General features: G+C 45.9%; 28 protein-coding genes. 16 read left to right on the forward strand and 12 right to left on the reverse strand.

The features are described 5' to 3' along the window. Positions 1 to 45 precede the first annotated feature (45 nt). Both HBAL_RS05460 and HBAL_RS05465 read left to right on the forward strand, forming a co-directional pair. Positions 46 to 561, forward strand: a complete 516-nt coding sequence (locus HBAL_RS05460; RefSeq protein WP_015826934.1) for a response regulator — start codon at positions 46 to 48, stop codon at positions 559 to 561. 202 nt (positions 562 to 763) lie between these two features. Further along, positions 764 to 1,975 carry a pyridoxal phosphate-dependent aminotransferase gene (locus HBAL_RS05465; protein ID WP_015826935.1) on the forward strand — a complete coding sequence of 404 codons (1,212 nt, stop codon included), beginning with the start codon at positions 764 to 766 and terminating at the stop codon, positions 1,973 to 1,975. Between the two features lie 106 nt (positions 1,976 to 2,081). Here the strand turns inward: HBAL_RS05465 and HBAL_RS05470 are convergent, their stop codons facing one another. Continuing rightward, the gene (locus tag HBAL_RS05470) at positions 2,082 to 2,420 is read right to left on the reverse strand and encodes a zinc ribbon domain-containing protein YjdM (RefSeq protein WP_015826936.1); all 339 of its coding nucleotides are present in this window, start codon (positions 2,418 to 2,420) and stop codon (positions 2,082 to 2,084) included. Between the two features lie 165 nt (positions 2,421 to 2,585). Between HBAL_RS05470 and HBAL_RS05475 the strand changes: the two genes are divergently transcribed. The 6 genes from HBAL_RS05475 to HBAL_RS05500 all read left to right on the forward strand — a co-directional run bounded on the left by HBAL_RS05475 (position 2,586) and on the right by HBAL_RS05500 (position 6,479). Beyond that, positions 2,586 to 3,023, forward strand: a complete 438-nt coding sequence (locus HBAL_RS05475; RefSeq protein ID WP_015826937.1) for a thioesterase family protein — start codon at positions 2,586 to 2,588, stop codon at positions 3,021 to 3,023. A 57-nt stretch (positions 3,024 to 3,080) separates the two neighbouring features. Then, on the forward strand, positions 3,081 to 3,698 hold the full coding sequence (locus HBAL_RS05480) for a LysE family translocator (protein WP_015826938.1): 618 nt from the start codon (positions 3,081 to 3,083) through the stop codon (positions 3,696 to 3,698). Between the two features lie 128 nt (positions 3,699 to 3,826). Further along, positions 3,827 to 4,177 carry a YciI family protein gene (locus HBAL_RS05485; RefSeq protein WP_015826939.1) on the forward strand — a complete coding sequence of 117 codons (351 nt, stop codon included), beginning with the start codon at positions 3,827 to 3,829 and terminating at the stop codon, positions 4,175 to 4,177. A gap of 35 nt (positions 4,178 to 4,212) precedes the next feature. Further along, positions 4,213 to 5,469 carry an RNA polymerase sigma factor gene (locus tag HBAL_RS05490; protein ID WP_015826940.1) on the forward strand — a complete coding sequence of 419 codons (1,257 nt, stop codon included), beginning with the start codon at positions 4,213 to 4,215 and terminating at the stop codon, positions 5,467 to 5,469. 106 nt (positions 5,470 to 5,575) lie between these two features. Further along, positions 5,576 to 5,929: a VOC family protein gene (locus HBAL_RS05495; RefSeq protein ID WP_015826941.1), complete on the forward strand. Its 354-nt coding sequence runs from the start codon at positions 5,576 to 5,578 to the stop codon at positions 5,927 to 5,929. Between the two features lie 85 nt (positions 5,930 to 6,014). Continuing rightward, positions 6,015 to 6,479, forward strand: a complete 465-nt coding sequence (locus tag HBAL_RS05500; RefSeq protein ID WP_407635705.1) for a Dps family protein — start codon at positions 6,015 to 6,017, stop codon at positions 6,477 to 6,479. A gap of 3 nt (positions 6,480 to 6,482) precedes the next feature. Here the strand turns inward: HBAL_RS05500 and HBAL_RS05505 are convergent, their stop codons facing one another. Both HBAL_RS05505 and HBAL_RS05510 read right to left on the reverse strand, forming a co-directional pair. Beyond that, positions 6,483 to 6,683: a helix-turn-helix domain-containing protein gene (locus tag HBAL_RS05505; RefSeq protein WP_015826943.1), complete on the reverse strand. Its 201-nt coding sequence runs from the start codon at positions 6,681 to 6,683 to the stop codon at positions 6,483 to 6,485. After that, the gene (locus HBAL_RS05510) at positions 6,683 to 7,231 is read right to left on the reverse strand and encodes a DUF2975 domain-containing protein (protein ID WP_015826944.1); all 549 of its coding nucleotides are present in this window, start codon (positions 7,229 to 7,231) and stop codon (positions 6,683 to 6,685) included. The genes HBAL_RS05505 and HBAL_RS05510 overlap by 1 nt, the downstream gene beginning before the upstream one ends. A gap of 69 nt (positions 7,232 to 7,300) precedes the next feature. On the opposite strand from HBAL_RS05510, the gene HBAL_RS05515 reads away from it, so the two are divergent. Then, positions 7,301 to 7,915 carry a hypothetical protein gene (locus HBAL_RS05515; RefSeq protein WP_015826945.1) on the forward strand — a complete coding sequence of 205 codons (615 nt, stop codon included), beginning with the start codon at positions 7,301 to 7,303 and terminating at the stop codon, positions 7,913 to 7,915. A gap of 575 nt (positions 7,916 to 8,490) precedes the next feature. Here HBAL_RS05515 and HBAL_RS05520 read toward each other — a convergent pair. The 6 genes from HBAL_RS05520 to carB form a co-directional block, all read right to left on the reverse strand. Then, positions 8,491 to 9,399 (reverse strand): LysR family transcriptional regulator, encoded by a 909-nt coding sequence (locus tag HBAL_RS05520; protein WP_015826946.1) that lies wholly within the window; start codon positions 9,397 to 9,399, stop codon positions 8,491 to 8,493. A 98-nt stretch (positions 9,400 to 9,497) separates the two neighbouring features. Next, a complete protein-coding gene (gene trxB / locus HBAL_RS05525) occupies positions 9,498 to 10,454 on the reverse strand; it encodes a thioredoxin-disulfide reductase (protein WP_015826947.1) in 957 nt (318 codons plus the stop codon). A gap of 200 nt (positions 10,455 to 10,654) precedes the next feature. Continuing rightward, the gene (locus HBAL_RS05530; protein WP_015826948.1) at positions 10,655 to 11,641 is read right to left on the reverse strand and encodes a cation diffusion facilitator family transporter; all 987 of its coding nucleotides are present in this window, start codon (positions 11,639 to 11,641) and stop codon (positions 10,655 to 10,657) included. 97 nt (positions 11,642 to 11,738) lie between these two features. Then, positions 11,739 to 12,776: a mitochondrial fission ELM1 family protein gene (locus HBAL_RS05535; protein WP_015826949.1), complete on the reverse strand. Its 1,038-nt coding sequence runs from the start codon at positions 12,774 to 12,776 to the stop codon at positions 11,739 to 11,741. A 4-nt stretch (positions 12,777 to 12,780) separates the two neighbouring features. After that, positions 12,781 to 13,254, reverse strand: coding sequence for a transcription elongation factor GreA (greA, locus tag HBAL_RS05540; protein ID WP_015826950.1), 474 nt, complete (start codon positions 13,252 to 13,254; stop codon positions 12,781 to 12,783). Between the two features lie 55 nt (positions 13,255 to 13,309). Further along, the gene (gene carB / locus HBAL_RS05545) at positions 13,310 to 16,627 is read right to left on the reverse strand and encodes a carbamoyl-phosphate synthase large subunit (protein ID WP_015826951.1); all 3,318 of its coding nucleotides are present in this window, start codon (positions 16,625 to 16,627) and stop codon (positions 13,310 to 13,312) included. A gap of 373 nt (positions 16,628 to 17,000) precedes the next feature. Between carB and HBAL_RS05550 the strand changes: the two genes are divergently transcribed. Together HBAL_RS05550 and HBAL_RS05555 are read left to right on the forward strand one after the other, a co-directional pair. Then, a complete protein-coding gene (locus tag HBAL_RS05550) occupies positions 17,001 to 17,669 on the forward strand; it encodes a hypothetical protein (protein WP_015826952.1) in 669 nt (222 codons plus the stop codon). A gap of 166 nt (positions 17,670 to 17,835) precedes the next feature. After that, on the forward strand, positions 17,836 to 18,327 hold the full coding sequence (locus tag HBAL_RS05555) for a response regulator (RefSeq protein WP_015826953.1): 492 nt from the start codon (positions 17,836 to 17,838) through the stop codon (positions 18,325 to 18,327). Here the strand turns inward: HBAL_RS05555 and HBAL_RS05560 are convergent, their stop codons facing one another. Next, positions 18,328 to 19,032 carry an MBL fold metallo-hydrolase gene (locus HBAL_RS05560; RefSeq protein WP_015826954.1) on the reverse strand — a complete coding sequence of 235 codons (705 nt, stop codon included), beginning with the start codon at positions 19,030 to 19,032 and terminating at the stop codon, positions 18,328 to 18,330. 193 nt (positions 19,033 to 19,225) lie between these two features. Between HBAL_RS05560 and HBAL_RS05565 the strand changes: the two genes are divergently transcribed. From HBAL_RS05565 to HBAL_RS05570, 3 genes are all read left to right on the forward strand, one after another. Next, positions 19,226 to 20,188, forward strand: a complete 963-nt coding sequence (locus tag HBAL_RS05565) for a M48 family metallopeptidase (protein ID WP_015826955.1) — start codon at positions 19,226 to 19,228, stop codon at positions 20,186 to 20,188. 235 nt (positions 20,189 to 20,423) lie between these two features. After that, the gene (locus HBAL_RS16970) at positions 20,424 to 20,552 is read left to right on the forward strand and encodes a hypothetical protein (RefSeq protein WP_015826956.1); all 129 of its coding nucleotides are present in this window, start codon (positions 20,424 to 20,426) and stop codon (positions 20,550 to 20,552) included. A 2-nt stretch (positions 20,553 to 20,554) separates the two neighbouring features. Continuing rightward, complete coding sequence (locus HBAL_RS05570; protein WP_015826957.1) at positions 20,555 to 21,484, forward strand: methyl-accepting chemotaxis protein; 930 nt, start codon at positions 20,555 to 20,557, stop codon at positions 21,482 to 21,484. 80 nt (positions 21,485 to 21,564) lie between these two features. Here the strand turns inward: HBAL_RS05570 and HBAL_RS16845 are convergent, their stop codons facing one another. Both HBAL_RS16845 and carA read right to left on the reverse strand, forming a co-directional pair. Next, positions 21,565 to 22,755: a hypothetical protein gene (locus tag HBAL_RS16845; protein WP_015826958.1), complete on the reverse strand. Its 1,191-nt coding sequence runs from the start codon at positions 22,753 to 22,755 to the stop codon at positions 21,565 to 21,567. Positions 22,756 to 22,906: 151 nt separating this feature from the next. After that, positions 22,907 to 24,052, reverse strand: a complete 1,146-nt coding sequence (carA, locus tag HBAL_RS05580) for a glutamine-hydrolyzing carbamoyl-phosphate synthase small subunit (RefSeq protein WP_041302013.1) — start codon at positions 24,050 to 24,052, stop codon at positions 22,907 to 22,909. A 241-nt stretch (positions 24,053 to 24,293) separates the two neighbouring features. Here carA and HBAL_RS05585 point away from each other — a divergent pair, with 241 nt between their 5' ends. Together HBAL_RS05585 and dnaG are read left to right on the forward strand one after the other, a co-directional pair. Further along, complete coding sequence (locus HBAL_RS05585) at positions 24,294 to 24,794, forward strand: GatB/YqeY domain-containing protein (protein WP_015826960.1); 501 nt, start codon at positions 24,294 to 24,296, stop codon at positions 24,792 to 24,794. Between the two features lie 77 nt (positions 24,795 to 24,871). Then, a complete protein-coding gene (gene dnaG / locus HBAL_RS05590; protein ID WP_015826961.1) occupies positions 24,872 to 26,809 on the forward strand; it encodes a DNA primase in 1,938 nt (645 codons plus the stop codon). Positions 26,810 to 26,850: the final 41 nt, after the last annotated feature.

The following is a 26,850-nucleotide window of genomic DNA, read 5'->3' on the forward strand; positions in this document are numbered from 1 at the left end:
ATGTTTAAAGAAAAGTGCACATTTTTTTGATATCGAGTCTATAACGTGGCGAATAAGCTAGCAAACATTTCTATTCTCGTTTTGGACGACCACCGCAACATGCGATTGTTGTGGCGGGGGATATTGCTGGCGTTTGGTATTCGTACCGTTCATGAAGCCGACAATGCCGAAGATGCTTTTAAGCAGGTTGGTGATAAAGATATTGATGCAATCATCGTGGATCATCATCTTGATGGTCTGACGGGGGCTGAATTTGCTGGTATGTTGCGGCGTGCGCCTGATAGTCCATCTCAGCATGTTCCGATTATTGCTTGTACGGCTGATACACGCCGCTCAGTGTTGAAATTGCTTGTTGATTCTGGTGTGGATGAGATCCTTGCAAAGCCTGTATCTGCCGATCAAGCTTGGAAGAAGTTAGCGGCTGTTGTGAATAACCGACGCCAGTTTGTGAAAACTGCATTTTATTATGGACCAGATCGTCGCCGTAAAGATGGTGGGCGTTGGACAGGTAAAGAACGGCGTAAAGAACAACCTGTGCAAACTGATCCTGAAGACATGTAAAATTCGTCAATGAATGCAAATTTACGTAGTTTGTTGCATTGAAGTCGAATTATACCCATTTTTTTAGATGAATTTTCCTAAATGTGACACCATTGCGTCTTTTCATCATGGGCTGGTTGTGGAATGGAGTAGTCTTAATTTCCAGACCGCATTTGGAGATATTTCTCTAAATTGTCCGTGAGCCGCGAAAGGATCACCTCTCATGTCGACTGCACCAATATCTGAAGCCCTAAAAGCCGTAAAACCGTCAGCAACAATTGCTGTGACGTCTAAAGCGCGCGAGCTTAAAGCAGCGGGCCATGATGTTATTGGTCTTGGTGCCGGAGAGCCTGATTTTGATACGCCAGACAATATTAAAGCAGCCGCAATTACAGCGATTAATGCTGGTCACACAAAATACACTGCCGTTGATGGTATCCCCGAGCTGAAAGAAGCGATTTGTGCAAAATTCAAGCGCGACAATGAGCTTGATTACACACCAGCACAAGTAAACGTGTCGCCCGGTGGTAAGCCTATTATCTATAACGCTTTTGTGGCGACGCTGAACCCTGGCGATGAAGTTGTGATCCCAACACCATATTGGGTTTCATACCCTGATATGGCGATCCTGTGCGGTGCAAAACCAGTATTTGCTGAAGCAAAAGCATCTGACAATTACAAATTAAAGCCAGAAGCGCTGGAAGCGGCGATCACACCCAAAACCAAATGGTTGGTGCTAAATTCACCATCAAACCCATCAGGAGCAGCTTACACAAAAGATGAGCTGATAGCTTTGGGTGAGGTTTTGTTGCGTCATCCACATGTGTGGATTTTGACAGATGATATGTATGAGCATCTCGTCTATGATGGCTTTAAATTCTACACGATCGCGCAAGTTTGTCCTGAGCTTTATGACCGTACATTGACTATGAATGGTGTGTCTAAATCATATGCAATGACTGGATGGCGTATCGGGTATGCTGCTGGGCCTGAAAGCCTGATTAAGAGCATGCGTAATGTGATGACACAGACAACATCCAACCCGTGTTCAATCTCTCAATATGCCTCTGTTGAAGCGCTTAATGGCCCGCAAGACTTTATCGCCGAGCGCAATGCAGTCTTTGTTGAGCGTCGTGACATGATGGTGGCTTTGCTAAATGATTGTTCTGGTATTTTGAAATGCCCGACACCAGAAGGTGCTTTCTATGTATATCCAAGCTGTGAAGCAGCTATGGGTAAGACATCCGCTGGCGGCAAGCTTATCCAATCTGATCAGGATTTTGCTGGTGCTTTGCTCGAAGAAGAAATGGTCGCTGTGGTGCACGGAGAAGCCTTTGGTCTCTCACCAGCTTTCCGTATCTCTTACGCGACATCAACTGAAGCATTGCAAGAAGCTGGTAAGCGTATTCAACGTTTCTGTGCTGGTTTGAAATAACTCTCAGTTATCATTATCGAAAATAAGAAAGCCGCCTCAGTAATGGGGCGGCTTTTTAATGTGTAGGGTGTCGTGGTAAATATTTTTCTTCAGATGAAATTCTACGCTAAATCTTCTTCACGAACTGAGTTTTGAGTTGCATTGGCCCGATACCATCAATTTTACAATCAATGTCATGATCGCCATCTATGAGCCGGATAGATTTCACCTTGGTGCCGACCTTTACAACAAGAGATGAGCCTTTGACTTTTAGGTCTTTGATCACTGTGACCGCATCGCCGTCCTGAAGGATGGTGCCATTGGCATCTTTATAGACTTTTTCGGCGGTATCTTCAGCGGTTTCAGCTGCGGACCATTCATGCGCACATTCTGGGCAGATGAGGAGTGCACCGTCTTCATATGTGTAAATTGATTCACATTTTGGGCAGGGTGGTAATTCGCTCATCGGGGGACCTTTTTTAGGAGAAGTTAAGCGTGTTCAATGGCAGGCTGGCTTAAGTGCGTCAATCTGCGGGGCGATAGATGGGCTAATCTGCCGCTAGGGCATGATGGACGTGACGTCTAGAATAGGCCAAATATCAAGACATCGTGCATGACAGGGAGCCAGATTATGGACAAAACCAATTTATTTGATTTTCAGGTAACATGGCGTGACCTTGATGCGAATGGGCATATGGCCAACACAGCCTATATGGATTTTGCGACATACAGCCGGATTGTTTATTTTGAGCAATATGGGTTTGGTGCCAAAGCGATGAAGGAGCTTGAAGTCGGGCCGGTCGCGCTCAATGATAATTTATCGTATCGGCGCGAAATGCACATGCTTGATAAGTTTAAAATCGAGCTCATGTGGGCTGGTGTAAATTCTAAAGATACGCGCTATGTGATCGTCAATCGCTTTAGTGCGCTCGATGGCACGATAACGGCTGAAGTACGCTCAATGGTCGTTTGGATGGATTTAAATACGCGCAAGGTTATTGTACCGCCGCAAATGTTGTTGGATGCTGTCAATGCACTCCCCAAAACAGATGATTTTGCGCCGCTTTGACAATCCATCTTTCTTAGGTGTAGGCAGTGGTTTTCTCACCATGTTGGAGCGTTGTAAGTGTCATTAGAAACGTGGCTTGTATTTGCCTTTTTGTGTTTTATGGCCGGTGTAAGTCCTGGGCCAGCAGTCTTTCTTACAATTTCTAACGTGATCCGTTTTGGTCGTCGTGCTGCGATTATTTCTGGTAGTGCGAATGCCATTGGGTTGGTCGTTTTGGGACTTTGCATCGGGTATGGGCTAGGTGGATTAATGCAGGCTTCTGCGTTTGCGTTTACAATGGTCAAAATCGTCGGTGGGGCTTATCTGGTTTGGCTTGGTATTAAATCCTGGCGTGCAACTGGCAATTTTATTGCTGCAGAAGGCGGTGAGATTGCTCCCGATGAGGTGAGCTTGTTTCGCACATCTTTTATTCTCAGTATTACTAATCCCAAAGCTATCGTAATTATGGGGGCGATGTTTCCAGCTTTTATGCAGGCTGAGTCTAGCTTGTGGCTTCAATCTGCTATTATGGCGACGACCTATGCTTTTATGTGTTTCATTGTGCATTATGCTATCGCGTATATGGGAGAATATATCCGTCCATTTTTCCAAAGTTCGCAGCGTTTGAAATATCTACGCCGTGTGATTGGCAGCCTGTTTGTGGGTTTTGGTCTGACATTAGTGGCGACAAGATAAAGCGATATGGTTTGAAACCGTAAAATTTATTTTGCAGTTATTTTTTCTTCTATGTCGATTTGGGCATTTGCCGTTCGTCTAGTGTATGTAAGGTTTTGATGACCTTGCGTCATTTTATGGAGAACGACATGCAGTTTCTATGTTTGATTTATGGAACAGAAGGTAAAGACCCTCAGCCTGGTACACCTGAGTTTGGTGCTTATATGCAGGATTATGAAACATTTAGCGCTCTTTGCGCGCAGAATGGTGTTTTGGTCAACGCAAACGCATTGGAGCCAGTGGCAACAGCTAGCACTGTCACAATGGAGAATGGTAAAGCTGAAATAATGGATGGTCCATTTGCCGAAACCAAAGAGCAATTGGGTGGTTATTATCTGCTCGAATGTAAGGATTTGGATGAAGCATTGGAATATGCTGCCAAAATTCCAACAGCGCGATATGGCCGTGTAGAAGTGCGACCAATTATGGTGTTTGAATAGAATTCTGCATTTAATAAAAAACGGAAACGTTTCATATGCTGCCTCCTTATACTCTGGATCAGACCATCGAAAAGATCGTGAAAGAGGAATGGGGGCGCATACTTTCCTGCGTGACAAAAAACGTGGGAGATATCCAATTAGCTGAAGACAGCTTGCAAGATGCTGTAGAAGCTGCATTGAAGCACTGGAAGAAGAACGGGATACCGAAATCGCCCGCAGCGTGGTTGATTTCGGTTTCACACCGCAAAGCAATAGATCGACTAAGGCGTCTCAAGACATTTGAAAACAAGCAAGCGGACTTGCAATATCTCACTCAGATGACCTTGTTGGATCAGGCAATTTCAAGCACATCAATCATTCCCGACGAACGGTTGGAAATGATCTTCACTTGCTGCCATCCAGCGCTAGAAGAAAAAACGCGAGTGGCGCTCACATTGCGCACAATTGGCGGGTTAAAAACCGAAGAAATTGCACGCGCATTTTTAGATACGCCCACAGCGATGGCGCAGCGACTGGTAAGGGCGAAGAAAAAGATCAAATTGGCCGGTATTCCATACAGGATACCTGATCAACAGATGATGCCATCGCGATTGCGAGGGGTGCTGGCCGTCATTTATCTGATTTTCAATGAAGGTTATGCGGCTAGTTCTGGTGATGCGCTGACACGGGTCGATTTGATTGATGAAGCAATTCGTCTTGCCCGTATTTTAATGCAGTTATTGCCAGAAGAGGCTGAAGTTGCGGGTCTGTATGCTTTGTTGCTTTTGCATGATGCGCGCCGGTTTGCGAGGATTGATAAGCAGGGCCATATGGTGGCTTTGGAATTTCAAGACCGTAAACTTTGGGACAAATCCAAATTTGAAGAAGGCCGCCATGTATTAAAGCAAGCTTTGGCTTTGCAAACCATTGGTCCTTATCAATTACAGGCATGTATTAGCGCGCTTCATGGCGAGGCGGTCGACTGGGAAAGCACGGATTGGCAACAGATCGCAGCGCTGTATGCGCTGCTTTATAAATTGCAGCCGAATTCGGTTGTGAAAATAAATCACGCCTTAGCAGTGTCTTATGCGTATTCTGTCGCGGCGGCTTTGGAAATGCTGACGGAGTTAGATTTCAATAGCGACATGCAAAACCATATCTCATTCCTTCTGGCTAAAGCTGATTTGTTTTATCGTTCTGGTCGGCGAGAAGAGGCATCACAATTGTTGGAAAAAGCAGTGCCATTTACAAAAAATCAGATTGAAAAAGACTTCATTCAACGCAAACTTCAACTTTGGCTGAAACCAGAATGAGTGAATGAGCATTTATATGCTTTACTCGCCATGAATAGCCTTCTTCAAATTTGTTTGTTGTGGTAAATGTTGGCTAGATCAAATCATAAACAAAAGCGGATATAACATGAACATAGATTATATTGAATTTGTCGCGAGCGATTTTTCCAGTGTCATGGCATTTTATGGATCTGTTTTCGGATGGGAATTTGAAGAATGGGGGGAGGAATATCTCGCTTTTTCGAATGCTGGCCTTGAGGGTGGATTTCGCAAGTCTAAAGATAAGCCAGTGCGGGGCGGGACGCTTGTTATACTTCTCGCTAAAGACATGGAGGCATTAGAGGCGACTGAGAAATCAGTTTTGGAAGCTGGTGGCACCGTAACTGAACATCATGAATTTCCGGGCGGAAAGCGGTTTCATTTTCTTGACCCTGTGGGCAATGAACTTGCTGTATGGACAAAACGCCCAATAGAAGAATAGCGCCGATTAATCTATGAATGATACTTGAATATGTAGAATATCGCACTAATTTAGAATAGTTCTAAATAAAATTATTATAGGTGGATTGAAAATGGATATCGGAATCTCAAAAGACGACCGGACAGCAATCGCGGATGCCTTAAGTCAGGTGCTTGCAGATACATATGCGTTGTACATGAAAACGCACAATTATCACTGGAATGTAGAAGGGCCTCAATTCTCTGCCTATCACGCCATGTTTGAGCTTCAATATACTGAATTATGGGCTGCGCTGGATGAGATTGCAGAACGAATTCGTTCACTTGGATTGTACGCACCAGCAGTCAGTGAAATATATGAGCGCTCTGGCATCAAACAAGATACAGCAATTCCATCTGCAAATGACATGATTGCCAATCTGGTGGCAGACAATGAGACTGTCGTACGCGCAGCGCGTGATGCACTGAAACTTGCCGGTGATAAAGATGATGATGCAACAGCTGATCTCATGACACAGCGAGCAGCCGCAAGCGAGAAAGCAGCATGGATGCTGCGCTCACACATCGCTTAAGGTTTATTCACGGTCGATAAGATCACCCGGTTTGCAATCGAGTATCTCACAAATCTTATCTAGCGTTTCAAAGCGAACACCTTTGACCTTTCCCTGCCTGAGTAGGGAGAGGTTTTGTTCGGAAATACCTATTTCTTGAGCTAATTCTTTTGATTTCATTTTCCGCAATGCGAGCATGACATCTAGTCTTACTATGATGGTCATCAAACAAACTGCCGGTTTTCATCAGCAATATGAGATGCTTGCAGCATAATTTTTCCAAGTATTCTAATTACAATTCCAATAAATAGCATTGATATCGCACCAGCTGATAATTGGATTGTCAGCACATGCATTTGCGGCGGGTTATCATATGTTATCGCGAGAGCCATCAATGTCGGCGCGATTATGTTCAATAGCGAGGCGATGATTATCGCCAACCCCATAAATGACAATGCTTTTGAAATGTCTATGGAAAATGGGCCGTGCTTTACGAGCGAGTTGAAGATACGCCAAATCGCAAAAGCGAGTAGATACATTCCAATAAAGTCTAAGCTGGCGAGAGCAAAAACGGCAATTTTTTTGGGGTTGGAATAAGTGGTATTCTCTCGAATTTCTAGCGAAAGCATATTCCAATGCTTGTTTACAATTTCATCCAGACCATTGCCGAAAATAAGTTGAAGCCCGAGCGCTAGGGCACCCACTATTGTTAGCCATTTACAGACTGTACAGATATTGCGTGAGGAGTTTGGCAGTATGTGTATCTGACTCATTTAACTTTCAATTTATAAAAATTCATGTTTTACGATAATTTATTATCATATAAATATGGATTTGTGTCTATGAAAAATTACCTCAAAATACTAAAATTCGCGTGCTTAATCTCTGTGATTTCAGCTTGTTCCACAATTCCGATTACTAATTTTCCCAAGTTAGCAGCATTGAACCCTCAGACATTTGATTTTTCAAAAGCAAAAATTGCCGTTCGAATAGAGGAGGGGTTTCGAGTTGAGGATGGCGATGTAAAGCTGGTGGCCAATCTTTATAATGGACGAACTCAAGAGAATATCTCTGAAACATTTGATATGGTTGTTACTTCCAAGCCAGTCTCCCCATTTCTACATGGGCAAATGCTATCTGGTTTTGATGTTTACGGATTATCTTTTGCGGAGAAAGATAATGATCGCGTGTTGGCGTTTAGAGATGCGTTTTCCAATATTGTCGAGCAGGACAGGAATGCGAACGATAAGGTGAGTTCACAGCAAGAAAAAAATAGTTTTAGTCTAAGTGTGACAACGCAGGGGTGTTTGGAGGTTGGTTCAAACCCATTCCAAAAAATGGCGGTGAAAATCTATTTAAAACCATCAGAGGAAAAAGATTACTTCACCTTTGTTAAGGAGCAGAAGATTGATCTTGCAGCGCTCAATAACGGCAAGATGCCAAGTTGTGGCGACTAATGAAAAAATAACAGCAAAAAAAAGCCGCGCTAAAAAGCGCGGCTATAAAAGGTGTGCCTCGGGGGGAGGAAACGCCCAAAAGCGACTAGCGCTTCAAATTGGGTAGCAAGGGAGGCATTCTCGCTTGGGTTATTTATACATTATCAAGCAATGCATACAAGCATTGTTTGGGTAGTGCTGTAGTGTGAAAATGCATAGCTATCTGGATAGGTCAGATTGAGTGGAGACTTTGAAGGTCGATAATTCAAAGGTCTGATAGAGAGATTTTATGTTTTAGACAAAAAAAAGCCACGCTAAAAAGCGCGGCTATATAAGGTGTGCCTCGGGGAGGAAACGCCCAAGAAGCGGCTAGCGCTTCGAATTGGGTAGCAAGTGAGGCCGTTTTGCTTGCGTTAACATAATCATATTAAAGTGTGGCAAACAAGCAACAATTCATCATTGGTGTTATGCAGTATTGCATATGTTTAAATTTTTTATAGAATATCAATAGTTTATGATCAGATTGAACATATGCATTTTGTGAAATAAATACATTAAATTTCAATATCTTCTGTGTGTGACTTAAGGTAAAGGGCTTATTTGACCTGTTGGCGGTCGGCTTTTAGCTCTGAAGTTATGAAGTCTCTAAAAATACTAATACGGCGAGAACGTTTCAAATCCGCAGGATAGATGAAGTAAAGATCAAATGTTGGACCGGTTAGTTCTGGAAGAACTTTTTTCAGTCCAAATTCCTTCGACACCATATATTCGGGAAGGTCAGCAATGCCTAGACCAGAGCGGACAGCACGCATCATTCCATTCACATTGTTGATTTGCAGAGCGGGCTCGCGTTCGGGGCGATCATCGCGGCCAACACGCTGTGCCCAATTCATCGCTTTCATTTGTTCTGCGTCCTCACCGAATGAAATAATGCGGTGACGATCTAAATCTTCTGCACGTTCAGGTGTACCATTGTTAGCGAGGTATTCTTCTGAGGCATAAAGGCTTGTGCGAACGGTCACGAGTTTGCGTTGTATGAGGTCAGCTTTGTTGGCAGCCCATAAACGAATCGCACATTCAGCTTCAAGCGTGAGCAAATCAAACTCACGGTCATCAAGCGATAATTTGATGCGCATACGCGGATACATGTCAGCAAATTTATGGATACGCGGTGCGAGCCAGAAAGATCCAAAAGCAACAGGTGCCGTGACATGAAGCTGGCCTTGCGGTGTGTCTCCGGTGTCGTTCAGTGCGGACTCGGCTGTACGGGCAGAGGATGCCATTTCAGCGGTTGCGCGGTGAAGTATTCTACCTGCTTCAGTAAGAATTAGACCACGAGCATGTCTTTGGAAAAGCGAATTTTGCAACGCTTCTTCCAGAGAGGCAATCTGACGTGAAACAGCCGATTGAGAAATACCTAATCGTTCCCCAGCAGCCGTGAGACTGCCAGTTTCTGCCGCAGCATGGAAGGATTTGAGCTTATCCCAGTCCATAGATTGTACCATTGTGAGTCCCTTTGAAGCAGACCTTAGTGATTCGTATCCTGCATTTACTAGATGCCAAGATTTAAATCATTGTCAAAGCGAACACGTTTTTCGGGGCATTATTTATTGTTTAATTCTAATTCAGCAAGAAAATGATCAGATTCGAGTGCTGCCATGCATCCCATTCCAGCAGCGGTGACGGCTTGGCGGAATTTGTCATCTGTTACGTCTCCAGCAGCATAAACGCCGGGGACGGATGTTTTGGACGAATCAGGGGCTGTGATGAGATAGCCGCCTTGTTTCATCTCAAGTTGGCCGTCAAATAGGGATGTTGCCGGTGCGTGACCAATGGCGATGAATACACCATGGGCTTCACGGTCTATGATTTCACCTGTTTTGACATTTTTCAGTTTTACACCTGTGACGCCAAGTGGGTTTTCATCACCGACAACTTCTTCAAGTTGGTGATCCCAGACAACTTCCACTTTCTCATGATTGAGCAAGCGCTCTTGTAGGATGCGCTCTGCACGTAGGCTATCACGGCGGTGAACCAATGTGACTTTGGATGCAAAATTGGTGAGGAAGAGTGCTTCTTCAACCGCTGTGTTCCCGCCGCCAACAACAATGACTTCTTTGCCGCGATAGAAGAAACCATCACATGTGGCACATGCAGATACACCAAATCCTTGAAATTTCTTTTCAGAATCAAGGCCAAGCCATTTAGCTTGTGCACCTGTAGAAATGATCAATGCATCACATGTGTATGTTGTTCCGCTTTCACCAATCAGTGTGAAAGGTCGGTTGTTCAGGTCAACTGATTTGATGTGATCTTCGACAATCTCAGTCCCGACATGTTCAGCTTGCCCTTTCATTTGCTCCATCAGCCATGGGCCTTGAATGGTTTCAGCAAAACCAGGGTAGTTTTCAACTTCGGTTGTGATTGTTAGCTGACCGCCAGGCTGCATACCTGCAATTAGCATAGGTTTACGCATTGCGCGCGCAGCATAGATCGCAGCTGTATATCCTGCAGGGCCTGATCCAAGGATGATCAGTGAACGGTGCTCGGTATTGCTCATTTGGTTCGCTCCTGCGGGGCATTTGGAATCGTCGCCAACAGGGCGCCAAAACATAGTAAATTTAGATCAACGGATTTAGGGGGAGTAGAGCCAGATTGCAAGTCACACAGCCATCAATACTGTATATCAATTCTAATGTGATCATACGCGATGCAATGTGACGTAAATGTCGTTTTGCTATCGAGAAATTACAATGGTTTTTAAGTGTGAGTGTGCTCTGAGTGTGCAGTTTGTGTGCAATCTGTGTCGTTTTCAGATTGACTGAGCTCAATTGTAACATGGTTCATATGATGATGCTCCGTCAGCCGTGTTTTAATAGCTTGAAGCGTGGTCGCTGTGTCGACGTCATCTTGAATGCAGACATTCATGGTCACCAACTTATCAGACCCAGTTAGCGTCCATGCGTGGATGTGGTGGACGCTTTGTAAGCCTTCAATATTGGCGAGTAGATCACTGACCAATTTTTGTTTATCGAAATTTTCTGGTGCACCTTCCAGAAGAATATGACCTGAGCGTTTGATCACGCGAATGCCGCCATAGCCAATGATGACTGCGACAATCATGGATAAGATTGGGTCGATGGGTGTCCAGCCGGTATAGATGATGACAATCGCCGCAATAATGGCAACGATCGATCCCAGCATATCGCCGGCGACATGCCATAGAGCGCCTTCAAGGTTTACATCACCATGTGAATGATCATCACCGCCATGCAGAATGAAGAAGGCGATAATATTCACGATCAGGCCAATAATGGCGACGCCAAGTAATATATCTGACTGGATAGGAGCAGGAGCCATAAAGCGTTGAATAGCTTCTAAGACGATCCAACCTGCAAGTAGAACCAGCGTGAGACCATTGGCAAAAGCGGCGAGAATGCGAAACCGGCCAAAGCCAAAACTACGCTTTGCATCAGATGGCTTCGCGGCCAACCAGAAACCAACCCAAGCAAGCAATAGGCTGGCAGAATCGGTGAGCATATGTGCGGCATCAGCCAGCAATGCTAAAGAACCAGAAATTACACCGCCAATAATTTCAGCAATCATGAATGATGCTGTTAGCGCGCATGCCCAAGCTATACGGCTTTGAGAGGCGTGTGCAGCGTGATCATGGTCGTGACCGTGATCATGGTCGTGACCGTGATCATGCTTGTCGTGGTGATGATGGTCAGTGTGGCTATCTGTCATTGCATTTGTGTATTATATCTTGGACGAAATGAAAACCCTAATAATTACAATGTATTATAATGTTATATCATCACAATACAGGCTTGTTATGCCTATTTTATTTTGGTTTGGGGTGTTTTTCCAATAGCCGTTTTATAATTTCATCTGCGGCACGGTCGATTTCTCTGACTGGCTCTGTGGGCCAATGTTCAACTTTGCCTTCATACCAGCGCGCAATGCCTTGTTTGGTAAAGCTTTGATGGAGGCGGTCAAATTTGGCAGATTTTCCAACAAGCTTTAGAAGATAGACAGGTTTTCCAAACCAAGCGGCTTCAGAAATCATATTCGCTGAATCTTCGGTGACGAAGATTAGGTCAGACATTGAGAGGAAAGCCAAATAAGGATTGGGGCCATCGGTTGTTTCTGATTCCCAGAAGCGTGCACCAACTTCTTCAGCCATATTGCGAAAGCGGATGCGCGCATGTTCGGGGGTGCGGCGAGAGACCGTAATCCACATACGGATGCCTTGCGCCGCTAAACCGCGTAATTCTTGTTCTAATTCTTTGGCGCGCGTTTCAGATAATGTGTGGGTTTTGGAAGTGCCGCCAATGATGACAGCAGCTTTGCGTCCCGGCTCAGCGATCAAATCACCAAAATTGAGCGCGGCTTGTTCTAGGTCTCCCATCGAGAAATGGGCAGGTGCGCCAATCGTTGAAAGCACATTGGAGCCTTCAAGCTGATCATGTTCAGGTGGGATCACAAGATCAAAGTGAGACGGGTTTACTTTAGGGTCTTGAGTTTGGACAACTAGCGTTTTGCCATTTGACCATTTTTTGACACGCATCGAATAGGGCACAGACCGACGACCAGACCCAATCCAGATATCAGGCCATGGCGCTTTAAGCTGGTCTCTTTGTGGTTTGGGCAAGGCTGCTAAAGGCGCAAGCCACAATTGGGGCGGCAACCAAAGCTGAGGTGCTTTAGGTGATATGCGAACTGGTTCAGACTTGTGGGCTGTTGATCTGATATGAGAGATGTTTGCCCATCTGTGCAATTCACCCAATGCTTGCGCAATGGCGACTGCTTGACGTTCAATTCCTGCGCGCCCATCGGAAACAACCCAGATAGACGGTCCGACAGCCGCGCTGGAAATCATGGCTTTAGATCCATTTAACGTCGAGAATTTCGTAAGTCTTGGCACCGCCAGGTGCGCTTACTTCTGCGATGTCACCTTCTTCTTTACCTATCATGGCACGCGCCAGAGGAGAGGAAAGCGAGATTTTACCATCTGCAATATTGGCTTCGTCTTCACCAACGATTTTGTAAGTCGCTTCTTCTTCGGTGTCTTCATCGACAACTGTTACCGTGGCACCAAATTTGATGTTGTCACCAGATAATTTGGACGTGTCGATAACTTGAGCGCGCGCGAGCTTACTGTCCAGCTCGATAATACGGCCTTCAATGTGGCTCTGGCTTTCTTTTGCCGCGTGATATTCAGCATTCTCAGATAAGTCACCATGTTCGCGTGCGACCGCAATCGCCTGAATCACTTCAGGGCGCGCGACTGTTTTCAAATGCTTAAGTTCATCTTCCAAGGCCTGATGGCCTTGGGCTGTCATAGGAATGCGTTGCATTAGTTAGATACCGTTATTGAAACTTTACGAAAGGTCGACCGAACTTTCGCTAAGGTCAAGAGTAGGATTGAAGTGAGGCAGCTTCAAGGGGGCGTTCTTTAAGAACACGAATTGCCCTAACTGCTGCATGCCCACCAGAAATAGTTGTATAATAGGGTACGCCCTTAATAAGAGCTGTGCGTCGGATGGATGCAGAATCAAGCATGGATTGTGCACCTTCCGTCGTATTGATCACAAGCTGAACTTTTCCGTCAGAAATTTTATCCACGATGTGTGGACGCCCTTCTAGAACTTTATTCACGACGCTGACATCTATGCCTTCTTCTTGCATATCACGGGCTGTGCCGGATGTTGCAATAATTGAAAAGCCTAAATCTATCAGCTGTTTAGCTGTTTCGATCGCTGCTGCTTTGTCATTCTTTTTCACAGAGATGAAGCAAGTTCCGCTTTGTGGAAGATCGTGACCAGCACCGATTTGAGATTTCAGGAATGCTGCATCAAATGTCTCAGCAATCCCCATAACTTCACCGGTTGAGCGCATTTCAGGACCAAGTGCCGGGTCGACGCCAGTGAAGCGCGCGAATGGGAATACGGCTTCCTTTACGGCAATGCGAGGTGGTGTAATTGGTCCATCGCCTAGTCCAAATTGGGCTAGTTTTTCTTCTGCCATTACTTTTGCAGCGATAGAAGCAAGGGGTTTACCCACAGCTTTTGCGACAAAAGGAACCGTTCTGGATGCACGTGGATTGGCTTCAAGGACGAATATTTCATCATCTTTGACGGCAAATTGCACATTCATAAGACCTTTTACATTCAGCGCGCTGGCCAAAACGCGAGCTTGACGGGCTAACTCATCCTGAATTGGCTGGGAAAGCGAGTATGGCGGAATGGAACAGGCCGAATCACCTGAGTGCACACCTGCTTCTTCAATGTGCTGCATAATACCGGCAACGTGGGTGGTTTCACCATCGCAAATGGCGTCGACATCGACTTCGATTGCATCAGATAAATAACGGTCGACTAGGAGGTTTCCGCCTTCAGACGCCACAATGGCTTTTGCGCCATAGTCTTTAAGGTCGGTAATATCGTGGGCGATTTCCATCGCGCGTCCACCCAAGACATTGGAAGGGCGTACCATGACTGGATAACCAACACGCTCTGCAATGGCGAGGGCTTCTTCAACTGTCGTTGCGATGCCTGATGGTGCTTGCTTTAAGCCAATTTCATCAAGCAAAATTGAGAAACGCTTACGGTCTTCAGCAAGGTCAATCGCGTCAGGTGATGTTCCAAGGATAGGAACTTTCATCTCATTTAGTCCAGGCGCCAATTTTAGGGGTGTTTGACCACCAAACTGGACGATCACACCTGCAAATTCACCGGTTGATTGCTCGATGTGGCAAATCTCGGACACGTCTTCGAGAGTGAGTGGTTCAAAGTAGAGGCGGTCTGATGTGTCATAGTCTGTCGACACTGTTTCAGGATTACAATTGACCATAATGCTTTCAATGCCCAGATCTTCCATGGCGAAAGCAGCGTGACAGCAACAATAGTCAAATTCGATACCTTGCCCGATACGGTTTGGGCCACCGCCAAGGATCATGGCTTTTTTGCGTGTTGATGGCAGGGCTTCACATTCAGCTGGAAGCAGTGTGCCATCCTCATTCATCATACCTGTTTCATAGGTTGAGTAGAGGTAAGGGGTTTTAGCGGCAAATTCAGCAGCACATGTATCAATACGTTTATAGACTGGGCGCACACCCAGAGAATGGCGATAAGCGCGCACGTCTGTTTCTGATTTGCCAGTCAGCATACCAAGGCGTTCATCGGAGAAGCCTTTGGATTTGATCAACGTCATATCAGCGGCATTTGTTGGCAGACCATCGCGGCGGATGTTCTTTTCAGTTTCGATAAGGTCGGCAATCTGGCGCAGGAACCATAAATCAACGCCGGACGCTTTGGCGGCATCTTCCACTGAAAGACCGTTACGGATGGATTGCGCGATCACGAGCAGGCGCTTGTTTGTTGGTTGGCTACAAGCAGCCAGCATGACATTGCGGTCATCACCTTTGCCAAGGCGTTTGATCTCAACTTCGTTGAGGCCACAAAAGCCTGTTTCCAATGAACGTAGGGCTTTTTGGAAGCTTTCTTGGAATGTCCGGCCAATGGCCATGGCTTCACCAACGGATTTCATGCTTGTTGAAAGCATTTCGTCTGCGCCTTTGTATTTCTCAAAAGCAAAGCGCGGAATTTTTGTGACGACATAATCGATTGTTGGTTCAAATGATGCTGGTGTGACGCCAGTAATGTCATTGTCGAGTTCATCTAGCGTGTAACCAACGGCTAGTTTGGCAGCAACTTTTGCAATCGGGAAACCTGTAGCTTTAGAAGCGAGGGCTGAAGAACGGCTTACACGTGGGTTCATCTCGATGACAACAAGGCGACCTGTTTCTGGGTGAACAGCGAATTGTACGTTTGAACCACCCGTTTCAACACCGATTTCACGCAGAACTGCAATCGAAGCATTCCGCATGATTTGGTATTCTTTGTCTGTCAGAGTGAGGGCTGGGGCAACAGTGATCGAATCACCGGTGTGCACACCCATTGGGTCAATGTTTTCGATAGAACAGATAATGATACAATTGTCCGCAGTGTCGCGAACAACTTCCATCTCATATTCTTTCCAACCAAGAAGACTTTCATCAATCAGGATCTGGCCTGTTGGGGAAGCTTCCATACCTGAGCGACAGAAGTGCTCGTATTCTTCGCGGTTGTTGGCAACACCGCCGCCTGTACCACCCAAGGTGAAGGCAGGGCGAATAATGGCTGGAAGACCAATCTCATCCAGTGCATCAAAACATTCTTTAAGGCCGCCTAAAATGTCTTTACCTGTTTCATTGCCATTTGCATCAACTGTCTTAGGTGCGGAAACGATAACGGATTTAGGGTTTTCAAGGCCAATATTGTTCATCGCGACTTGGAATTTTTCGCGGTCTTCAGCTTTTTCGATGGCATCTGCTTTGGCACCGATCAGCTCGACATTGTATTTTTCAAGTGTGCCGTCTTTATCAAGTGCTAGGGCTGTGTTGAGTGCTGTCTGTCCGCCCATTGTTGGCAAAACTGCATCTGGGCGCTCTATGGCGATTATTTTAGCGACGAATTCAGGGGTGATGGGCTCTATATATGTGGCATCCGCAAGTTCTGGGTCTGTCATGATTGTTGCGGGGTTGGAGTTTACCAGAATGATCCGGTAGCCTTCTTCTTTAAGAGCTTTGATGGCCTGAACACCGGAATAATCAAATTCACAAGCCTGCCCAATAACGATTGGGCCTGCGCCGATAACTAGGATGGATTTAATATCGGTACGTTTAGGCATGGAGGTCGGTCCTTGGGGTCTTTTCGGCGCACTACAAAATAAATGCTCTCACACAAGCCTAGGCTCGTATGGGCAAATTGTTGGACGGTTTAACTGTCTGAGCGTGTTGGTGCAAGGCTCAATTTAAAACGTTTTTGATTCAATGCTTATTTCTTGTATCATGAATGCTTATACGTGTCGGTTGAAAATGTGGTTTGCCGATAGGTTTGATGATTTCGCATTGCTAAAAACTAACTGGAAATTCAAATTTGTTTGAGGCATGGATAAAAAAATCGCGTAATTGATAGGCTCAAGAATCAAAATGTGTTCCGAATACTGAATATTTTGATTGTGTGAAAATGCCGCCAGAGTTTCGCTAATAGGTGATGTGAATATGAGACGTATCGTAAAATCTTCCATTCAAGCGAGTATCTGTCTGGGGGTATTAGTCATCGCAGGATGTGAAACGACCTCTGACGAGACGCCTTTGGAGCCTTTGCCGGTTGTGGAGTCTGTAGAGATTGAAGAAGTTCCAGATCCCGTTCCTGTCGAGCCTGATTTGTCTTTGGGGCCAATGCCTAAGACAAAACCAGTAGAGAAAGTAGACGAACGCGATATTCCGCCAGCAAAACACAATGATGGAACAGTGATCGCCAATTCAGCGACGCCTCTGCGTGCGTTTCCTGAAAAAGGTGATCTTGCCGGTATAACGCAGGCACACACTTATGCCTTGCAGGCCAAAGGCGCGAGTGGACTGGAATGGTCAGAAAGTTTGGCGCAACGTGCTTCCTTGCAAGTGCAGCAGATTTCAATGGGGATGTGCGGCGCAAAAGAAAGCAAAATTCTAAGCGCGCGGGGGGAAGCTATCTATCTGGTTCCCGCAGGCTTGGACAGTCAAGGACAAGCGCGTATTGTCAATGTATCCGTGAGGAAAATGGTAGCGGATTTAATGCAACAGAATGCGGGCGCATTCTCGAAGGAAAATTCTGGTTCTATGATATTGGGATGTGCCGTTAATAAGTGTGTGGACGAATCTCAAATCTGGATGTGTCTCTATAAGTAATCAGATATACTTATTTTGCTCCAACTTATGTTATCATGGAAATAGATAGATAAGGGAATATAGAAACTCAATTAAATCAGTATTCAAATCGTTAACTAGATTGGCGGTATAGATGAGTATGGGGATTTATTTGAAAGATGGATGCATTTAGAGGAGATGAGGCGATTTGCGTGTCACAAATTTAAACGCAGTTGATGTTCTGATATACAGTCGACACAAGAACTTGGTTCACCTTGAAAAAACGGCTTTGCATTCTTTTGGTGTTAAGCGCATTGAATCGGTTGGTGAGCTTCAGAATTTAAAAGAAGCTGTTCGTCACAATTATCGCGACATAATCATCATTAATCACGCGCCCGGGCTTCCAATTGCACCACTTGTTGAAGCTGTTCGGTCTGAGACACATGCATCCAATCCTTATGGTGCTGTATTGCTTATGACGGCGACCCCTTCACAACGCGTTGTTCGGGAAGCTGTTCAAGCCGGTGTGGATGGTGTGATGGCTCTACCATTCACTGGAAATGATTTATGGCGTCAGATTGTAAATCTTGTAAATCAAAACCGAGCTTTTGTTCGGACGGAAAACTATTTTGGCCCATGTCGGCGCCGTCTCCAGAATATTAAATATAATGGTGCTGAACGCCGCGATGATGCGGCTTAGCTATTTGCGCGCTAACACAGAATCCGCCACATAATTATTGGTGAGGCGTTCCTGTCCAAACGTGCTCATTTGTCCATGACCGGGAATAAAGCGCATGTCTTTTCCCAATGGCCATAATTTTTGAGTGATGGAATCAAGTAATTCTTGGTGATTGCCACGTGGAAAGTCTGTGCGCCCGATCGAGCCGTGGAAAATCACATCGCCGACAAATGCCAATTGTGCTGATTCATTGTAAATGACAACATGACCGGGTGTGTGTCCCGGGCAATGCACGACGCCAAATGTGTGTCCCGCAAATTCAAGCGTGTCACCATCGTCCAGATATTTATCTGATTTTGTGTTGCGTCCCGTCGTAATGCCGTATTTGGCACCTTGCGCTTCGATATCATCGAGCAACCATTGGTCTTCCTTGTGGGGCCCGACAATGTCGACATTCCATGATTCTTTTAAGGATTGCGCCGCGCCGGCATGATCAAGATGGCCATGTGTCAGCCATATCTGTGTGAGTTTGAGGCCAAAATGTTTGAGCGCTGCTTCCAATTGTTCAACATCGCCGCCCGGATCGACAAAGACAGCTTCCTTTGATTCTTCATCGAAAATCAAAGAGCAATTTTGCTGAAGCGGCGTGACCGGTATGATTTGCACCTTGAAAGGGATCGGGGCGTTTGCTGTGTGGTTTTCTGGATCGGAAGGTGTCGCGGGCATGGTAAGCTTTTCAATCTTTGCTGACGTTTCAGGCATTTATATATTCACAAGATGTGGATGCAATGAGCCAATGGCAAATAAGATTTCTCATTTCACTGCCAAGAAGTGTTTTTATTACGCCCAAGTGTGGGGTAAGGTTTGAATGTTCTTGAGGTATTGGGTGAAGAACGGTCTATTTTAGAGGGTTTATGGTATGCGCATTCCTGCTTATTCAAGTCGTCGCAGAACAAGTGGCGGACTATTGGGGGCAATTGGTGGCCGTCTGCCAATTATTGGTTTGGTCGTCCTCGGATTGGCATTTTATTGGTTTTCGAATCAGAAAACCGGAATTGCTGGTCGTAAGCAAATGGTCACCATGTCTGTGGAGCAGGAAGTTGCGCTTGGGGATCAATCCTATATGCAGATCTTGCAATCTGAACCTGTGCTTTGTGGAAGTCGCGCGACATCTTGCGGCGTCAACGAAAAAGAGATTGTCGATATCATTCAGAAAATTGGTGAAGATATTGCGCGTGCTGCGATTGAATGGGAACGCGAAGGTGCGCCTGTTATCGGGCTGGGAAAATCGGGCGGCAATATTCCTAAATGGGGCACGCTGGCAGATAAGTTTGCGTGGGAATTTCAGGTCATTGCATCTGATACACCAAATGCTTTTTGTCTGCCGGGCGGGAAAGTGGCTTTCTATACGGGGATTTTGTCTACAGCCGCTAATCGGGATGGCATCGCGACGATTATGGGCCATGAGATTGGTCATGCATTGGCGCGCCACGGGGCAGAACGCATGAGCCAAGCCAAGATTATGCAATTTGGTCAGATGGCTGTTGGTGCAAGCGTGGGTGATATGGGCGCAGGTGCGCAGCGCGCAGTGATGGGGGCGTTCGGCATGGGCGCAGACATGGGCGTGATGAAACCGTTCTCTCGTGCGCACGAAAGCGAAGCAGATATGATTGGCCTAGAGTTGCTAACGCGCGCTTGTTATGATCCGCGTGAAGCGCCTGAATTATGGGGGCGGATGGCAGAGTTGGGCGGAGGAAATCGTCCGGCTGAGATTATGTCGACTCACCCTGATCCTGAAAAACGTGCGCGAGCTTTCATCGAAGTGATGCCGCAATATATTGAGCTGTATGAGCAAAAATGTGGACCATTGCCTGCGCGATGATTTGAACAAAATTTAGATTACCCGTACTAATTTGCTGGTTATTTAACCATTATATTCATAAGGTTAATATTCGGGTCAGGAATGTTATCAAAAAAGCCAATCTAGAGCTGGTTTTGGAGATTGTGTTTTTTTATTAGTTTCGTAAAATTTGAAATAATAGCTTGAGAACATTGAAGACTTTAAAACCTTCAGCATGCTGAGCGATGATCTATAGCAATCAGGGAGGTTGTGGTCGATGAGTGCTTCACATGAGGATGGTGGAATTTCTCTTATTGTTGCCGGAGCTGAACGGGCTCGCACAATAACTGATGGTAAGGTTCGTGATATTCAAAAAGTGAATGCGAGCTTAAGAATGCGAGCTTAAGAATGCTAGCGTTTAATGCTCTGATAGAAGCTAAAAGAGTTGGTGAATTAGGGGCTGGGTTTGGGGTCGTTGCAGACGAAGTCAAGGGTGTCTCTGCCAGTGTGGATATGCTGGCGCAATCTTTATCCAGCGAACTTGTCGCAGAAATTAGTGCACTTGAGCAGACCATTTGCAACATGATCAGCCAAGCAAATGGCAAGCGTCTGATTGATTTATCCTTGAATGCCGTTGAGCTGATAGATCGCAATTTATTTGAACGCACATGTGATGTCCGCTGGTGGGCAACAGATTCAGCGCTTGTTGACGCAATTGATAATGACGCCGCTTCTGCGCGGGATTATGCGAGCAAACGATTAGGGGTTATTTTAGGGGCATATACTGTTTACGTTGATCTTTGGCTTTGCGACATGAATGGCAAAATCATTGCAAATGGCCGACCAGATATTTATCCGGTCATTGGAGAAGATGTTAGTTATAAAAATTGGTATAGGCAGGCTAGAAATCTTCAAAGTGGTGATGATTATATCGTTGATGACATCACAGAAGAGAGCTTATTGAGCAACGCTCAAATTGCTACTTATGCAGCCAGTGTCAGAAAAAATGGTGATCTGCATGGCGAGCAGATTGGGGTTTTGGGGATACATTTTGATTGGGAGCCTCAGGCAGCAAGCATAGTGAACGGTATTCGTCTTACGAATGAGGAGGCTGATCGCACGAGTGTCTTGCTGATTGATGCACAAGATAGAATTATTGCATCTAGCGACCCTAAGAGAAGGCTCGGAGAGACGTTTGATCTTTCACTTACAGATCCCGAAGCGGGCTTTTATACGTCTAAGAGCGGTGAAACGGTCGGGTATCATTTAACCCCTGGGTATGAAACTTACGCCGGCCTTGGGTGGCGAGGTGTTATTGTGCAACGCGCAACTCGCTAGCTTATTAATATGCCACTATCAGTTAGCTTTGGTCATACCTGTGGTCTGATAGTGTATGTTTTTAGTTCAACTATATCTGCCTAGTTGTTATTGGTGTCGATAGTGACTTCATCTACCGGATCAAATTGTTGCGCGAGATAGGGCATTGAGAGCGCGAGGACAACTGAGATGATAATACCTAGTGTCGCTTTTGCTAAGTCCATTCCCACGATTTTAGCTGTTGCGCCAGTGGAGCGGACTTTGTCTATCGTTGCGATGGCAAATTCACGTCCAGCGATCAATCCCAAGAAAACCCATGTTGTTGACATTGGCACTTTTGAGATTGGGATACCAAAATCCTGAAGGTTTCCAGAGAAGGCGAATAAGAGCGTGGCGTAGATAAAGTCGATCACTGTGGCTGAACGAATATCTGTCACCGAAGTTTTGGTGAGCAAGATTTTCTGAACGGGCCCACCACGGTTGGCAAAAGTGATCAGCAAGAATATTGCGATCAATCCCATGCCTAAGCTTGCGTGCATGAGGCTGAGATTTTGAGAACGTGATGCGATAGAAACATCAGAGAGACAGGAAGAAATGAGCTCGGCTTGTCCGATGAAAAGTTCATTACATTTGTCGATAATGGCTTGCGCGTCAGGTTTGCTCGCTTCGACAATTTCTCCGCCGACATTGAATGCGTTGGGCAAATTGCGGGGCAGGTAGACGAAGATATTCGCAAAATCTTGTATCAACCACACGCCCCAGAGATAACCTGTTGTCACCCATTGTAAGACGACCCAGACTGGATTGTGTTGCGAGTCCGCCGTTTTCAAGAACCAGCGCTCAAGTGATGGAGCCAATGCGGCATAGATCAGGCCACCAGTGGCAAATGCGACCGCATAACCCATCAGGGATTTGTTCAGCATAGTCATCATGCCGGACATGGTCGCGAATGTGGCCAGCACCATGAAGGTTGTTGAAACCGGAATACCAAAACGTGTTAAAAGCAAAAGCACCATGGGCGGGAGAGCATGATACCAATGAACTTCGAAAATTGGGAATTTATCTGTCTTGTCGAGCTTACCCCAAGACACATCTCCAAGGGATGAGGACCATCCCCAATAGAATGTAATAAGCAGAATACTAACGGCGAAAAGGTATAAAACCCACCAAGGCAAACGTCTGTTTGAATTGATGAAAGTACCTAGTGTCTGCAATGCGTCATTACCGACAACAGCATAAGCAGCAAAGGCGAAACCTATGACCGCCCAAATGTTAGTGCCCAGAATTTCCATTGCAACAGCCCATCTATCTTCAACGCAACACTAGACAGAGGTTTCTGTTAAACCTCTGTTAGGCAACCGAATGGCACTGAATCTTAGCAGCCGCAAGGACTTTTGGGCGTTGCCACAAAACCTTCACATAAAGGTTTTGTTTGCCCGCTAATTATTTCATCAAATCTGCAAAACGCTGGAATAAATAGAATGAATCCTGCGGACCTGGACTTGCTTCTGGGTGATGTTGCACAGAAATGATGGGTTTCCCGATCACTTTTAGTCCTGAATTGGTGCCATCAAACAGGGAGATGTGAGATTGCTCCACACCTTCTGGGAGTGTGTCAGGGTCAACAGTGAAGCCGTGATTCATGGATACGATTTCCACTTTTCCGGTCTCTAGGTCTTTGACTGGGTGGTTTGCACCATGGTGGCCTTGCGTCATTTTCATGGTTTTGGCTCCAAGAGCCAAAGCAAGCATTTGGTGACCCAAACAAATACCAAGGATAGGTTTGTTTGATTCGATCAAAGTTTTGATCATTGGGGAGGCGTATTCACCAGTGGCTGCTGGGTCGCCCGGTCCGTTTGAAAGGACGATACCATCTGGATTAAGCGCAAGAATGTCTTCTGCAGATGTTGAAGCAGGCACGATTGTCGCGCGTGCACCGACACTGGCCAGATTGCGTAAGATGTTTTTCTTTACACCAAAATCAACGACGACGACGTGATACAAGGCTGTGCTTGCATCAAGATATCCATCTTTGATGTCCCACAGGTTTTGAGACGATTCAAACTTATCATTGGTTGTGACTGTTTTAGCGAGGTCAGATCCTTCGACGCCGCCCCATGCGCGTGCAGCTGCAAGAAGCGCATCTTTGTCTATAACGCCATCAGGTGCGTGAACGATGGCCACTTTCTGCATGCCGCCTTCTCTTATGCGACGTGTGAGGGCGCGCGTATCAATGCCGGAAATTCCGACAATGCCTTTTTTGCGAAGCCAAGCACCTAAATGATCTTTTGAGCGCCAATTTGCTGGCGGTGTAGGGTGCGCTCTGAAAAGTGCGCCGCGCGCAGCTTTAGCACCATTGACGCTGCTTTCTTCATTATCGTCTTCATTTGCACCAACATTTCCAATGTGAGGAAATGTAAACATCACGATTTGATCTGAATAAGATGGGTCAGTTAAAATTTCTTGGTAACCAGTAATGGACGTGTTGAAGCATAACTCTCCAACTGCTGTTCCGGCTGCGCCTGAGCCGCGTCCATAAACGATAGTACCGTCTTCCAAAGCGACCGCACCAGTCGCTTTTTGGGTCATTTGGGAGCCGTTGTTAGAAAGCTCATCCGATGTAAACTTTGTATTAGGGTCTTGATTGGCAACCTGATTGGGCATAAGAGCGCGCCTTCTTGTTTTATTACAGCGTGTTCATAACCATTGACTCACGACGCTTTTCGCACGTGAATAGAGAGATGAAGGAATAACAGTCAAGATGATCGGACTTAAAACCTTCATATTTGGTGATGAAAACGGATTAACTCCTAGCAGGACTAACGGATAGATGTCACTTGCATTACAACAAAATGTTGATGATAACGCTCAAATGAGACTTCGTGAAACTTTAAAAACAGAGCTTCACAAAGCAGAGACTGAGAATCTTGAGCAACGCGCGGCGACACTCAGACTTGTTTTATGCGCTGTACGTGATCGCGATATCAAAGCGCGTCAAAAAGACGAATGCAGCGTTTGTGAAGAAACAGAGATCAACGCGATTTTGCGCCATATGATAGCGCAGCGTGAAGCCGCAGCCGAAGAATATGATGCGGCTGGTAAGATTGAACTTGCTGAGCAAGAGCGTGAAGAAGTGGAGACACTCAAAGAGTTTCTTCCACAATGTCTAGGTAAGACAGAGATTACGCTTGCAGCAGAAGAAGTGGTCAATGAACTTGGGGCTGAATGCCTGAAAGACATGGGCCGCTGCGTTTCTGAGCTAAAAGCACGCTATCCTGACCGTATTGAGTCAGGTGCAGCAAAATCTGCTGTGAAAAAGTTGCTTCTCTAATCAATAATTGATTTTTTGGTTAATTTGAGACAGACGTGGAGTCTTTCCTGGGCTAGGATAGAATTCCGAGAGGTGTGATGCGGTTTTCCGAAGCTTTCATTGATGAATTAAAAGATCGACTGCCAATATCTGGTTATGTCGGGCGCAAGGTTAAGCTTGTGCGTTCGGGAAAGAACTTCAAAGGCCTCTCACCCTTTAAAGATGAAAATACGCCTTCTTTTTATGTCGATGATGACAAACGTTCCTATCGTTGTTTCTCGACGCAAAACTCTGGCGATATTATTTCCTTTGTGCAGGAAACAGAAGGATTAAGTTTTCAGGAAGCTGTCGAAAAACTTGTTCAGCTCGCTGGCATGGAAATGCCAACTGAAACCAAGGCCGAGAAAAAACAGGTCACCAAACGCAAATCCTTGTTTGAGCTGATGGAGGCGGCGGTTGCTTTTTATGAAGAGCAATTACGTGAACCAGTGGGCGAGCAAGCAAGAGAATATCTTTCCAAATCGCGTGGTTTAGGTGAGGGGGCGTGGCGGCGTCACCGGATTGGATATGCACCAGAAGGTTGGCAAACATTGCATGATCATCTGATCAAAATGGGTGCGACTGCCAAAGAACTTCTTGAAATCGGACTTGTTCGGCCATCGAAAAATTCGAGTAAACCACCATATGATGCATTTCGTCATCGCATTATTTTTCCAATTCTTGATCCAACGGGCCGACCAATTGCGCTTGGCGGACGTGCATTAGAACCGGGGCATGTGCTGAAGGAAAAAGGGATTCCCAAATATGTGAATTCCTCTGAAACGCCTTTGTTTCACAAATCTTCGGTTATTTATAATTATGGCCGAGCTCGTGATGCCATTTATAAATTGTCACGCAATGCGTCTTCAGCCGATCCATTTGCACGCGGCTTAATTGTCACTGAAGGGTATATGGATGTCATCGCGATGGCAGAACATGGCTTTTCAACAGCTGTGGCACCGATGGGAACAGCGCTCACCGAAGAGCAATTAAAAATGCTGTGGCGGGTCGGGCCTGAACCCATAATGTGTTTTGATGGTGATGAAGCAGGTCAGAAGGCCGCTATGCGTGCTGTTGATTTGGCATTGCCGATGCTTGAGCCGGGCAAATCTGTTTACGTGACGATTCTGCCACAAGGGATGGACCCTGATGATCTCTTAAAAACGGATGGTGGTGAGTATGGTCTGCGTGATTTATTGCGTAATGCGCGTCCATTGGTGGAATTATTGTGGGACAGGGAACTCAACAAAGAAAAACTAGATACACCTGAGCGACGGGCTGGATTTGAGGCAAGGTTGGATGAAGCCGTCTCTGCGATTGCAAATGAGCAAGTGCGCCGCGCATATGAGCGAGAATTAAAAGATCGTCGCTATCAGTATTTTCGAGATCAAAGACAGGCTAAACAGACTCCATTTCGTAAAAATGAATGGGGCGGCAAAAACAGTTCAAACTTCCGTGGTAAGAATATTGCACAAGGTCCTGTGATTAAATTAGCAGATACACGCGGCCTAACAGGGCGCACGGGACTGGGAATGATTGTACGCGCTATTGACAGCCCAAACCTAATGGATGAGGCAAAAGAGATGCTTGCAATGGCTGATTTTCGCGATGAAGACGTGTTAGCACTAAGAAATGCTGCATTAGATGTGCAAGATTTTGGGGAAAAGGTTGACCGCAGCGCAATTGCAGCCCATTTACGGAGTCTTGGCCGCACACGTTCTGCGAAACTGCTCGAAGAGTATCCTAATCAGGAGCCCATAGACCCATCTTCTACGATTGGGCGTGAATGGCTCGCTGCACTGGAGCGTTTCCCAACTGTTGCGGCTCTGAAAGACGAGGCGGAGAGCGAGAAGAATGCGTTCGCTTCAGCTAACGGAGTCGAGGAACATAAAGCGGAATGGGCACGTCGAAAGAGATTAGTGGCGGAACGACAAGCATTGAAGGCAAAGTCACAAGAACCTATCGACGATATAACCACAAGCAACTCACAGGATTGATTTGCCAAACGCAGCTTGGGCAGCTGGGTTTAAAGGCGGGA

The sequence above is a fragment of the Hirschia baltica ATCC 49814 genome (assembly GCF_000023785.1).
GTDB lineage: Bacteria > Pseudomonadota > Alphaproteobacteria > Caulobacterales > Hyphomonadaceae > Hirschia > Hirschia baltica.

What these genes read in the sequence shown, in the direction of transcription:
- carB (WP_015826951.1), bottom strand. Translation starts at nt 16,627, where the DNA reads ATGCCTAAACGTACCGATATTAAATCCATCCTAGTTATCGGCGCAGGC.
- HBAL_RS05515 (WP_015826945.1), top strand. Translation starts at nt 7,301, where the DNA reads ATGAAAAATTACCTCAAAATACTAAAATTCGCGTGCTTAATCTCTGTG.
- HBAL_RS05470 (WP_015826936.1), bottom strand. Translation starts at nt 2,420, where the DNA reads ATGAGCGAATTACCACCCTGCCCAAAATGTGAATCAATTTACACATAT.
- HBAL_RS05585 (WP_015826960.1), top strand. Translation starts at nt 24,294, where the DNA reads ATGTCACTTGCATTACAACAAAATGTTGATGATAACGCTCAAATGAGA.
- HBAL_RS05485 (WP_015826939.1), top strand. Translation starts at nt 3,827, where the DNA reads ATGCAGTTTCTATGTTTGATTTATGGAACAGAAGGTAAAGACCCTCAG.
- HBAL_RS05495 (WP_015826941.1), top strand. Translation starts at nt 5,576, where the DNA reads ATGAACATAGATTATATTGAATTTGTCGCGAGCGATTTTTCCAGTGTC.
- HBAL_RS05560 (WP_015826954.1), bottom strand. Translation starts at nt 19,032, where the DNA reads ATGCCCGCGACACCTTCCGATCCAGAAAACCACACAGCAAACGCCCCG.
- HBAL_RS05490 (WP_015826940.1), top strand. Translation starts at nt 4,213, where the DNA reads ATGCTGCCTCCTTATACTCTGGATCAGACCATCGAAAAGATCGTGAAA.
- HBAL_RS05505 (WP_015826943.1), bottom strand. Translation starts at nt 6,683, where the DNA reads ATGACCATCATAGTAAGACTAGATGTCATGCTCGCATTGCGGAAAATG.
- HBAL_RS05565 (WP_015826955.1), top strand. Translation starts at nt 19,226, where the DNA reads ATGCGCATTCCTGCTTATTCAAGTCGTCGCAGAACAAGTGGCGGACTA.
- trxB (WP_015826947.1), bottom strand. Translation starts at nt 10,454, where the DNA reads ATGAGCAATACCGAGCACCGTTCACTGATCATCCTTGGATCAGGCCCT.
- HBAL_RS05530 (WP_015826948.1), bottom strand. Translation starts at nt 11,641, where the DNA reads ATGACAGATAGCCACACTGACCATCATCACCACGACAAGCATGATCAC.
- dnaG (WP_015826961.1), top strand. Translation starts at nt 24,872, where the DNA reads ATGCGGTTTTCCGAAGCTTTCATTGATGAATTAAAAGATCGACTGCCA.
- HBAL_RS16845 (WP_015826958.1), bottom strand. Translation starts at nt 22,755, where the DNA reads ATGGAAATTCTGGGCACTAACATTTGGGCGGTCATAGGTTTCGCCTTT.
- HBAL_RS16970 (WP_015826956.1), top strand. Translation starts at nt 20,424, where the DNA reads ATGAGTGCTTCACATGAGGATGGTGGAATTTCTCTTATTGTTGCCGGA.
- HBAL_RS05535 (WP_015826949.1), bottom strand. Translation starts at nt 12,776, where the DNA reads ATGATTTCCAGCGCGGCTGTCGGACCGTCTATCTGGGTTGTTTCCGAT.
- HBAL_RS05550 (WP_015826952.1), top strand. Translation starts at nt 17,001, where the DNA reads ATGAGACGTATCGTAAAATCTTCCATTCAAGCGAGTATCTGTCTGGGG.
- HBAL_RS05510 (WP_015826944.1), bottom strand. Translation starts at nt 7,231, where the DNA reads ATGAGTCAGATACACATACTGCCAAACTCCTCACGCAATATCTGTACA.
- greA (WP_015826950.1), bottom strand. Translation starts at nt 13,254, where the DNA reads ATGCAACGCATTCCTATGACAGCCCAAGGCCATCAGGCCTTGGAAGAT.
- HBAL_RS05465 (WP_015826935.1), top strand. Translation starts at nt 764, where the DNA reads ATGTCGACTGCACCAATATCTGAAGCCCTAAAAGCCGTAAAACCGTCA.
- HBAL_RS05570 (WP_015826957.1), top strand. Translation starts at nt 20,555, where the DNA reads ATGCTAGCGTTTAATGCTCTGATAGAAGCTAAAAGAGTTGGTGAATTA.
- HBAL_RS05520 (WP_015826946.1), bottom strand. Translation starts at nt 9,399, where the DNA reads ATGGTACAATCTATGGACTGGGATAAGCTCAAATCCTTCCATGCTGCG.
- HBAL_RS05475 (WP_015826937.1), top strand. Translation starts at nt 2,586, where the DNA reads ATGGACAAAACCAATTTATTTGATTTTCAGGTAACATGGCGTGACCTT.
- carA (WP_041302013.1), bottom strand. Translation starts at nt 24,052, where the DNA reads ATGACCCAAAAAGCGACTGGTGCGGTCGCTTTGGAAGACGGTACTATC.